The sequence below is a fragment of the Pseudomonas sp. genome (assembly GCF_030147005.1).
In the GTDB taxonomy this organism is placed as follows: domain Bacteria; phylum Pseudomonadota; class Gammaproteobacteria; order Pseudomonadales; family Pseudomonadaceae; genus Aquipseudomonas.
Genome location: NZ_JASLAW010000042.1, coordinates 1 through 10509, shown reverse-complemented (window position 1 = coordinate 10509; position 10509 = coordinate 1). Strand labels below are relative to the sequence as shown.

Here is a 10509-nt window from a genome sequence, read left to right as displayed (position 1 = left end):
TTGAACCGACTCCTTGTGGGCGCGGGCAAGCCCTAATGCCGGTCAGTTAAGCGCTAAAGCAGAAAAACCTGCGACCTGTGGCGAGGGAGCTTGCTCCCGCTGGACTGCATAGCAGTCCCATTTTTGGGGCCGCTTCGCGCCCCAACGGGAGCAAGCTCCCTCGCCACAGGTCGCAGGTTTTTCTGCTTTAGCGCTTAACTGACCGGCATTAGGGCTTGCCCGCGCCCACAAGGAGTCGGTTCAAGGTTTTAGAAGGCGTCGCCCGGAATACGCACGAAGCCTTCCATCAGCACCCGTGCACTGCGGCTCATGATGGCTTTTTTCACCACCCATTCACCGTTCACTTGAGTCGCCTCGGCGCCGACGCGCAAGGTGCCCGACGGATGCCCGAAGCGCACCGCGTTGCGCTCCACGCCACCGGCCGCCAGGTTGACCAGGGTGCCGGAAATCGCCGCCGCCGTGCCAATCGCCACCGCCGCCGTGCCCATCATGGCGTGGTGCAACTTGCCCATGGACAAGGCCCGCACCAGCAAATCCACATCGCCGGCCTTGATCGCCTTGCCGCTGGACGCCACGTAATCGGCAGGTTTGGCCACAAACGCGACTTTCGGCGTGTGTTGACGCTGGGCCGCTTCGTCCAGGTGTTTGATCAGGCCCATGCGCAACGCGCCATAGGCACGCACGGTTTCGAACATCGCCAGGGCCTTGGGGTCGCCATTGATCGCGCCTTGCAGTTCAGTACCGGTGTAGCCGAGGTCTTCGGCATTGATGAAGATCGTCGGGATGCCGGCGTTGATCAGGGTGGCCTTGAAGGTGCCGACACCGGGCACTTCCAGTTCGTCGATCAGGTTGCCGGTGGGGAACATCGAGCCACCACCGCCCTCTTCTTCCGCCGCCGGGTCGATGAACTCCAGCTGCACTTCGGCGGCTGGAAAGGTGACGCCGTCCAACTCGAAATCACCGGTCTCCTGCACGGCGCCGTGAGTGATGGGCACGTGGGCGATGATGGTTTTGCCGATATTGGCCTGCCATATGCGCACCACGGCCACGCCGTTATCCGGCACGCGGTCCGGGTCGACCAGGCCGGCGCTGATGGCGAACGAACCGACCGCCGCCGAGAGGTTGCCGCAGTTGCCGCTCCAGTCGACAAACGGCTTGTCGATGGCGACTTGGCCAAACAGGTAATCCACGTCGTGCCCGGCGCGGGTGCTCTTGGCCAGGATCACGGTTTTGCTGGTGCTGGACGTGGCGCCGCCCATGCCGTCAATTTGCTTGTCATAGGGGTCGGGGCTGCCGATCACCCGCAACAGCAAGGCGTCGCGGGCAGCGCCGGATACCTGCGCCGAGGGCGGCAGGTCCTTGAGGCTGAAGAAAACGCCCTTGCTGGTACCGCCACGCATATAGGTGGCGGGGATCTTGATTTGCGCTACATGTGCCATGGTTACCTCTCAGGCAGTCGCCGCCGATTCCAGGAAGTCCTGGGCGAAACGTTGCAATACGCCCCCCGCCTCGTAGATCGACACTTCTTCAGCGGTGTCCAGGCGGCAGGTCACCGGCACTTCGACACGCTCGCCATTCTTGCGATTGATCACCAGGGTCAATTGCGCACGCGGCGTGCGTTGGCCGACCACGTCATAGGTTTCGCTGCCGTCGATCTTGAGCGTATGACGGTCGGTGCCCGGCAGGAATTCCAGGGGCAACACACCCATGCCGACCAGGTTGGTGCGGTGGATGCGCTCGAACCCTTCGGCGGCGATCGCTTCCACACCGGCCAGGCGCACGCCCTTGGCCGCCCAATCGCGGGACGAACCTTGGCCGTAGTCGGCGCCCGCAATAATGATCAGCGGCTGCTTGCGCTCCATGTAGGTTTCGATGGCTTCCCACATGCGCGTGACCTTGCCTTCCGGCTCGATGCGCGCCAAAGAGCCCTGCTTGACCTTGCCGTTCTCCTGCACCATTTCGTTGAACAGCTTCGGGTTGGCAAAAGTGGCGCGTTGCGCGGTCAAGTGGTCGCCCCGGTGAGTGGCGTAAGAGTTGAAGTCCACTTCCGGCAAGCCCATTTTCGCCAGGTACTCGCCGGCAGCGCTGTCGAGCATGATCGCGTTGGAGGGCGACAGGTGGTCGGTGGTGATGTTGTCCGGCAGCACCGCCAGCGGGCGCATGCCCTTGAGCGGACGCGCACCGGCCAACGCGCCTTCCCAATACGGCGGGCGGCGGATATAGGTGCTTTGCGGGCGCCAGTCGTACAGCGGGGCAACTTTGGGGCCGGTGTCTTCGTGAATCGCGAACATCGGGATGTACACGGCGCGAAACTGCTCAGGCTTGACCGAGGCCTTGACCACTGCATCGATCTCTTCATCGCTTGGCCAGATGTCCTGCAGGCGGATTTCCTTGCCGTCGGCGTCGAGCCCGAGCACGTCTTTCTCGATATCGAACCGGATGGTGCCGGCAATCGCATAGGCCACGACCAGCGGCGGCGAAGCGAGGAAGGCTTGCTTGGCGTACGGGTGAATACGCCCATCGAAGTTGCGGTTACCCGACAACACGGCGGTGGCGTAAAGGTCGCGGTCGATGATTTCCTGCTGGATTACCGGGTCGAGCGCGCCGGACATGCCGTTGCAGGTCGTGCAGGCGAAGGCCACCACGCCGAAACCGAGCTTTTCCAGCTCATGCCCCAGGCCCGCTTCTTCCAGGTACATGGCCACGGTTTTCGAACCCGGCGCCAGGGACGATTTGACCCACGGCTTGCGCGTCAGCCCCAGCTTGTTGGCGTTACGCGCCAGCAGGCCTGCGGCGATTACGTTGCGCGGGTTGCTGGTGTTGGTGCAGCTGGTGATGGCGGCAATGATCACCGCGCCGTCGGGCATTTGCCCCGGTACGTCGTCCCACTGGCCGCTGATGCCTTTGGCCGCCAGGTCACGGGTGGCGACACGGGCGTGAGGGTTGCTCGGGCCCGCCATGTTGCGCACCACGCTGGACAGGTCGAAGGTCAGGCCGCGCTCGTACTGCGCGCCTTTCAGGTCGTCCGCCCACAGGCCGGTGTGACGGGCGTATTGCTCGACCAGGGTGACTTGTTCTTCTTCGCGCCCGGTGAGCTTCAGGTAGGCGATGGTTTGCTGGTCGATATAAAACATCGCTGCGGTGGCGCCGTATTCCGGGGCCATGTTGGAGATGGTGGCGCGATCGCCCAGGGTCAGTGCCGATGCCCCTTCACCGAAGAACTCCAGCCACGCGCCGACGACTTTCTGTTGGCGCAGAAACTCGGTCAGCGCCAACACCATGTCGGTGGCGGTGATACCCGGCTGCAGCTTGCCGGTCAGCTCCACGCCGACACTTTCCGGCAGGCGCATCCACGACGCCCGCCCGAGCATCACGCTTTCGGCTTCAAGGCCGCCGACGCCGATGGCGATCACGCCCAGGGCGTCCACATGCGGAGTGTGGCTGTCGGTGCCGACGCACGTATCCGGGAAGGCCACCATCTGCCCGTTTTCATCCGGGCGCACCTGAATCACCGGGGACATTTTCTCCAGGTTGATCTGGTGCATGATGCCGTTGCCGGGCGGGATTACGTCGACGTTCTTGAAGGCCTTCTTGGTCCACTCGATAAAGTGGAAGCGGTCTTCGTTGCGACGGTCTTCGATGGCGCGGTTCTTTTCGAACGCCTGCGGGTCAGCGCCACCGGCTTCGACGGCCAGGGAATGGTCCACGATCAGTTGGGTCGGCACCACCGGGTTCACCTGCGCCGGATCGCCGCCCTGCAGGGCGATGGCGTCGCGCAGGCCGGCGAGGTCCACCAGCGCGGTCTGGCCGAGGATGTCGTGGCATACCACTCGGGCCGGGAACCAGGGGAAATCGAGGTCACGCTTGCGTTCGATCAGTTGGCTCAGGGAAGCATTGAGGGTGAGCGGATCGCAGCGACGCACCAGGTTCTCGGCGAGTACGCGGGAGGTATAAGGCAAGGTAGCGTAGGCGCCGGGGGTGATTGCTTCGACAGCCGCACGGGCGTCGAAATAATCCAGGCGGCTGCCCGGGAGCGGTTTGCGAAATTCAGTGTTCATCGTCAGGACTCGGTCACGGTGATTGCAAAAGAAGCCGACTGATCCGGAGGTGCAATGCGATCACATTGTGGCAGCGGGCTTGCTCGCGAATGCGGTGTGTCATTCAACACACCCGGCGACTGATACACCGCTTTCGCGAGCAAGCCCGCTCCCACCTTTGGATCGGGTTTCCAACCTCAGACCGTCGGTCTCCTCATTCAGCGACGTTCGATTGGCACGAACTTGCGCTGCTCGACGCCGATGTACTCGGCGCTTGGACGGATGATGCGGTTGTTGGCGCGCTGCTCGAACACATGCGCGGCCCAGCCGGTGAGTCGCGAGCAGACGAAGATCGGCGTGAACAGCTTGGTCGGAATGCCCATGAAGTGGTACGCCGAGGCATGGTAAAAGTCGGCGTTGGGGAACAGCTTCTTCTGGTCCCACATGGTCTTGTCGATGGCTTCGGAAACCGCAAACAACACCGTGTCGCCCACTTCGTCGGCGAGTTTTTTCGCCCAGCCCTTGATCACTTCATTGCGCGGGTCGTTGTCTTTGTAGATCGCGTGGCCGAAGCCCATGATCTTGTCCTTGCGCGCCAGCATGCCGAGGGTGCCTTCGACGGCTTCTTCGGCCGAACCGAAACGCTCGATCATCTCCATCGCCGCTTCGTTGGCGCCGCCGTGCAGCGGGCCGCGCAGGGAACCGATGGCCGCGGTGATGCAGGAATAGAGGTCGGACAAGGTCGAGGCGCAAACCCGGGCGGTGAAGGTCGAGGCGTTGAATTCGTGCTCGGCGTAGAGGATCAGCGACACGTTCATCACTTTGACATGCAGGTCGCTCGGCTTCTTGCCGTGCAGCAGGTGCAGGAAGTGCCCGCCGATGCCTGGCTCGTCGGTGACACAGTCGATGCGCTTGCCGTCGTGGCTGAAGCGGTACCAGTAGCACATGATCGCCGGGAAGGCGGCGAGCAGGCGGTCGGTAACGTCACGCTGCACGCTGAAGTCTTTTTCCGGCTCGATATTGCCGAGGAACGAGCAACCGGTGCGCATCACGTCCATCGGGTGGGCGTCGGCGGGGATGCGTTCGAGCACTTCTTTCAACGCTTGCGGCAAGTCGCGCAGCTTGCTCAGCCTGGCGCTGTAGGCAGCCAGTTCGGCCTTGGTCGGCAGTTCGCCGTACAGCAGCAGGTAAGCGACTTCTTCAAATTGCGCATCGGCGGCCAGTTCACGCACGTCATAGCCGCGATAGGTCAAGCCGGCACCGGCCTGGCCCACGGTCGACAGTGCGGTCTGCCCGGCCACCTGGCCACGCAGGCCGGCACCACTCAATACTTTTGCTTCAGCCATGGTTCTTCTCCAATTTTGTAGTTGTTCAGGGAGCCGTTACTTCTTCGCGGCAAACAGCGCGTCAAGCTTCTGTTCGAACGTGTGGTAATCGATACGATCGTAAAGCTCCATGCGGGTTTGCATGGTGTCGATCACGTTCTGCTGCGTACCGTCGCGACGGATCGCGATGTAGACATTCTCGGCGGCCTTGTTCATGGCGCGGAAGGCCGAGAGCGGGTACAGCACGATGGAAACATCGGCAGATTTCAACTGTTCGGTGGTGAACAGCGGGGTCGCGCCGAATTCGGTGATGTTGGCCAGGATCGGCGCTTTCACCCGCGAGGCGAACAGCTTGTACATCTCAAGTTCCGTGATCGCTTCCGGGAATACCATGTCGGCACCCGCCTCGATGCACGCGGCGGCACGCTCCAGGGCAGACTCCAGACCTTCCACGGCCAGGGCGTCGGTGCGGGCCATGATCACGAAGCTGTCGTCGGTGCGGGCGTCCACGGCAGCCTTGATGCGGTCGACCATTTCCTGCTGGGACACGATCTCTTTGTTGGGGCGATGGCCGCAGCGCTTGGCGCCGACCTGGTCTTCGATGTGGATGGCCGCCGCGCCGAACTTGATCATCGACTTGACGGTGCGCGCCACGTTGAACGCCGAGGAGCCAAAACCGGTGTCCACGTCCACCAGCAGCGGCAGGTCGCACACATCGGTGATGCGACGCACATCGGTCAGCACGTCATCCAGGCCGGTGATGCCCAGGTCCGGCACGCCCAGGGAGCCGGCGGCCACCCCGCCGCCTGACAGATAAATCGCCTTGAAGCCGGCGCGCTTGGCCAGCAAGGCGTGGTTGGCGTTGATTGCGCCGACCACCTGCAACGGCTGTTCACTGGCGACTGCGTCACGGAAACGCTGGCCTGGGGTGCTCTTGTTCGTGGAACTCATGACTCACCTCTTTTATTGGGAAGCGCCGTCCGGGAAATGACGGGCGATGTTGCGTTTGGAAGCACCGATATGGCGGCGCATCAACAGTTCGGCCAGTTCACCGTCGCGATCGGCAATCGCGTCGAGAATGCGGTGATGCTCGGCAAAAGCCTGGCGTGGACGATTGGGCGTGGCGGAGAACTGGATGCGATACATGCGCACCAATTGGTACAGCTCGCCGCAGAGCATCTGGGTCAGGGTGCGGTTACCGGCACCTTGGATGATCCGGTAATGGAAATCGAAGTCGCCTTCCTGCTGGTAATAGCCGACACCGGCCTGAAACGCGGCATCCCGTTCATGGGTGTGCAATACCTGGCGCAGTTCTTCGATTTCCGCGTCGGTCATGCGCTCGGCCGCCAGCCGGCAAGCCATGCCTTCCAATGACTCGCGGATTTCATACAGCTCGATCAGCTCGGCGTGGCTCAACGACACCACCCGTGCGCCGACGTGGGGCACCCGCACCAGCAGGCGCTGGCCCTCCAGGCGATGAATCGCCTCGCGCAGCGGGCCACGGCTGATGCCATAGGTGCGCGCCAGCTCCGGCTCGGAGATCTTTGTGCCGGGGGCAATCTCGCCCTTGACGATGGCGGCCTGAATCCGCCGAAAAACGTTTTCCGACATAGTTTGGGATTCGTCCGACAGCGCCGGCGGAGATTCCGAGTGATCCAGCATATTGTCGACACCTTTTAAAACCAATGCGGCAAAAACTAGCCAATACCCACCGCTTAGTCAAAGAATAAATCAACATTGTCGACAATCGTCTAATAACCTTCTTTAACGCGTAGAGAGCATGGCCGCCTGCCAGCGCTGGCGCCAAAAAAGCATCATGCTAGAATGCCCGCCGCATTTGCCTGACATCGCTAGATGAAATGGCGCACGAGGGAGCTTGCGCAGTAATGCCAGTCGCCTTTCATTTCGCACTGCATCGCCTCAGGAATTATGAGACTCAAGCCCTTCCCCCTACTGTTATGTCTATTGTCCATACCGAGCCTTGGCGTTGCCGCCGAGAAGACGGTGTATGGCCTGAACGAATACGCCCAGCTGGCGGGCCTCGACCTGGAAGTCGCGGCCAAACTCGACACGGGCGCCAAGACCGCCTCGCTGAGTGCCCGCGATATCAAACGCTTCAAGCGCAACGGCGAATCCTGGGTCAGCTTTTACCTGGCCATCGATACCGCCCATTCCCACCTCATCGAACGCCCTCTGGCCCGCGTCAGCAAAATCAAGCGCCGCGCCGACGATTACGACCCCGATGAAGACAAGATGTACACCGCTCGTCCGGTGATTGCCCTGGATATCTGCATGGGCAGCGCTTTACGCAGCATCGAAGTGAACTTGACTGACCGCAGCACCTTCCAATACCCGCTGCTGATCGGCTCCGAAGCGCTGAAGCGCTTTGATGCGCTGATCGACCCCAGCCTTAAATATGCAGCAGGCAAACCTGCCTGCGCCGCCGACGCTCATACCGCCGAGTAAACCGAATGCGCTCTTTGACCCTGCACCTGAAAATCCTGATCACCATTTTGGTGGTGCTGGGTATTTCGGTCACCGCCTACCAGATCTTCGTGCTGGGCATCCCTGTTACCGAGGACGCCACCGATGACCTGTGGAACATCGACGCCAAGGTCGAGTTCATCGCCAACCCCAAGGACCCGGTGAAGGTTTCGATGTTCGTGCCGCCATTGAGCCGCGACTTCGTCAGCCTCAATGAGAGCTTTATCTCGAACAACTACGGGGTAAGCGTCAACCGTGCCGACGGCAACCGCAAGGTCACCTGGTCGGCGCGGCGCGCCAAGGGCAACCAGACCTTGTATTACCGTCTGGTGCTGACCAAGCGCTACAGCGGTGAAAAGGTCAAGATCAAGGGCCCGACCTTCCGCGACAGCATCGCCGTGGAAGGCCCGGAGAAAATCGCCGCCGAAGCCTTGCTCGCGCCGATTCGCCAGCACTCGGCGGACGTCGAAACCTTCATCACCGAAGCCATCAAGCGCACCAACAACCTCAATGACGACAACGTAAAACTGCTGCTGGCGGGCGACCCGTCGACGTCGCACAAGGCCAAGATCGTTGAATTGTTGCTGTCCATCGCCCACGTTCCGGTAGAGAAAGTCCACACCATTCGCCTCGTCGCCGACCAGCCGCAATCGCCGGAGCTGTGGTTGCGCAGCTTCAACGGTAATGACTGGCTGTACTTCAACCCGGAAACCGGTGAACAAGGCCTGCCTGCCGACCGCCTGCTGTGGTGGACCGGCGATGAAAACCTGATCACGGTCGACGGCGGCAAGAAAGCCCTGGTGACGTTCAGCCTGAACAACAGCGAAATGAACGCCATTCGCCTGGCCAAGCTGACCGACGAAAACACTGACGCCAACTTCCTCGAATACTCGCTGTACGGCCTGCCGCTGCAAACCCAGCAGACGTTCATGATCATGGTGATGATCCCGATTGGCGTGTTGGTGATCCTGATCCTGCGCAACCTGATCGGCCTGCAGACCCTCGGCACCTTTACCCCGGTACTGATCGCCCTGGCCTTCCGCGAGACGCAACTGGGTTTCGGGATTGTGCTGTTCACCATTATTACGGCGCTGGGGCTGTCGCTCAGGTCTTACCTTGAACACCTGAAGCTGCAGATGCTGCCAAGGCTGTCGGTGGTGCTGACCTTCGTGGTGGTGCTGATTGCCGCCATCAGCCTGTTCAGCCACAAGCTGGGCCTGGAACGTGGCTTGTCGGTGGCGCTGTTCCCGATGGTGATCCTGACCATGACCATCGAACGCCTGTCGATCACCTGGGAAGAGCGCGGCGCCAACCATGCATTGAAAGTGGCGATCGGCACGCTGTTCGCGGCCTCCCTGGCGCACATCATCATGAGCGTGCCGGAGCTGATCTACTTTGTGTTCACCTTCCCGGCGATCCTGCTGATCCTGGTAGGTTTCATGCTGGCCATGGGGCGTTATCGCGGTTACCGCCTGACCGAACTGGTCCGCTTCAAGGCGTTCTTGAAGGCTGACTCGTAATGTTCGGCTTCTGGAAAACCTGGAAAGCCCTCGAAGCGCGCGGGATCATGGGCATCAACCGGCGTAACGCCGACTACGTGCTCAAGTACAACAAGCGCAGCCTCTACCCGATCGTGGATGACAAGATCATCACCAAGGAGCGGGCACTGGCGGCCGGCATCCATGTGCCGCAGATGTACGGGGTGATCTCCACCGAGAAGGAAATCGACAAGCTCGACGAGATCATCGGCGGGCGCAGCGACTTTGTGATCAAGCCCGCCCAGGGCGCCGGCGGCGACGGCATCCTGGTGATTGCGGACCGCTTCGAGGGGCGCTATCGCACGGTGTCCGGCAAGATCATCAGCCATGAAGAAATCGAGCACCAGATTTCCAGCATCCTCACCGGCCTCTACTCCCTGGGCGGCCACCGCGATCGCGCCTTGATCGAATACCGCGTGGTGCCCGACCAGATCTTCAAGAGCATCAGCTACGAAGGCGTGCCGGATATCCGCATCATTGTGCTGATGGGTTACCCGGTGATGGCGATGCTGCGCTTGCCGACCCGTCAGTCCGGCGGCAAGGCCAACCTGCACCAGGGCGCGATTGGCGTGGGCGTGGACCTCGCCACCGGCCTGACCCTGCGTGGCACCTGGCTGAACACCATCATCACCAAACACCCCGATACCACCAACGCGGTGGATGGCGTGCAACTGCCCAACTGGGACGGTTTCATGAAGCTGGCGGCCGGCTGCTATGAGCTGTGCGGCCTGGGCTATATCGGCGTGGACATGGTGCTGGACCAGGAAAAAGGCCCGCTGATCCTGGAGCTGAATGCGCGCCCGGGGTTGAATATCCAGATCGCCAATGACTGCGGCCTGACCCTGCGCACCCATGCGGTGGAGGCACGCCTGGAAGAGTTGAAAGCCGCCGGCGTAACCGAAACCCCGGAAGAGCGGGTGAAGTTCGTACAGGAAATGTTCGGGCATATCCCGCCCGTGGAAGGCTGAACAACCCTCCAAAGATGTGGGAGCGGGCTTGCTCGCCAAAGCGGTGTATCAGTCGCCGGGTGTTTTGAATGACACACCGCCTTCGCGAGCAAGCCCGCTCCCACATCTTTGGAGGGTTGTTCAGCCTTCCACGGGCGGGATATGCCCGAACATTTCC

The 10509-nt window shown here is 61.6% G+C and carries 8 protein-coding genes and 1 pseudogene; 3 read left to right on the top strand and 6 right to left on the bottom strand.

All coding sequences use genetic code 11. From position 1 onward, the window contains the following. Positions 1 to 248: 248 nt before the first annotated feature. The 6 genes and pseudogenes from prpF to Q1V60_RS03575 all read right to left on the bottom strand — a co-directional run bounded on the left by prpF (position 249) and on the right by Q1V60_RS03575 (position 7024). Positions 249 to 1439: a 2-methylaconitate cis-trans isomerase PrpF gene (gene prpF, locus Q1V60_RS03600; protein WP_300627490.1), complete on the bottom strand. Its 1191-nt coding sequence runs from the start codon at positions 1437 to 1439 to the stop codon at positions 249 to 251. Positions 1440 to 1448: 9 nt separating this feature from the next. Beyond that, the gene (gene acnD / locus Q1V60_RS03595; protein ID WP_300627489.1) at positions 1449 to 4058 is read right to left on the bottom strand and encodes a Fe/S-dependent 2-methylisocitrate dehydratase AcnD; all 2610 of its coding nucleotides are present in this window, start codon (positions 4056 to 4058) and stop codon (positions 1449 to 1451) included. 65 nt (positions 4059 to 4123) lie between these two features. Then, a pseudogene (locus Q1V60_RS03590) lies at positions 4124 to 4213 on the bottom strand (metal ABC transporter ATP-binding protein); the annotation flags it as partial. 42 nt (positions 4214 to 4255) lie between these two features. After that, positions 4256 to 5383 (bottom strand): 2-methylcitrate synthase, encoded by a 1128-nt coding sequence (gene prpC, locus Q1V60_RS03585; protein ID WP_300627488.1) that lies wholly within the window; start codon positions 5381 to 5383, stop codon positions 4256 to 4258. A 36-nt stretch (positions 5384 to 5419) separates the two neighbouring features. Then, positions 5420 to 6313, bottom strand: a complete 894-nt coding sequence (gene prpB / locus Q1V60_RS03580; protein WP_300627486.1) for a methylisocitrate lyase — start codon at positions 6311 to 6313, stop codon at positions 5420 to 5422. Positions 6314 to 6325: 12 nt separating this feature from the next. Beyond that, positions 6326 to 7024 (bottom strand): GntR family transcriptional regulator, encoded by a 699-nt coding sequence (locus tag Q1V60_RS03575; protein WP_300627485.1) that lies wholly within the window; start codon positions 7022 to 7024, stop codon positions 6326 to 6328. A gap of 267 nt (positions 7025 to 7291) precedes the next feature. Here Q1V60_RS03575 and Q1V60_RS03570 point away from each other — a divergent pair, with 267 nt between their 5' ends. The 3 genes from Q1V60_RS03570 to Q1V60_RS03560 are packed head-to-tail and all read left to right on the top strand — an operon-like array spanning position 7292 to position 10352. Further along, on the top strand, positions 7292 to 7828 hold the full coding sequence (locus Q1V60_RS03570; RefSeq protein ID WP_300627483.1) for an ATP-dependent zinc protease: 537 nt from the start codon (positions 7292 to 7294) through the stop codon (positions 7826 to 7828). A 5-nt stretch (positions 7829 to 7833) separates the two neighbouring features. After that, on the top strand, positions 7834 to 9366 hold the full coding sequence (locus tag Q1V60_RS03565) for an inactive transglutaminase family protein (RefSeq protein WP_300627481.1): 1533 nt from the start codon (positions 7834 to 7836) through the stop codon (positions 9364 to 9366). Next, positions 9366 to 10352 carry an alpha-L-glutamate ligase-like protein gene (locus Q1V60_RS03560; protein ID WP_300627479.1) on the top strand — a complete coding sequence of 329 codons (987 nt, stop codon included), beginning with the start codon at positions 9366 to 9368 and terminating at the stop codon, positions 10350 to 10352. Before Q1V60_RS03565 ends, Q1V60_RS03560 begins: the two co-directional genes overlap by 1 nt. Positions 10353 to 10509: the final 157 nt, after the last annotated feature.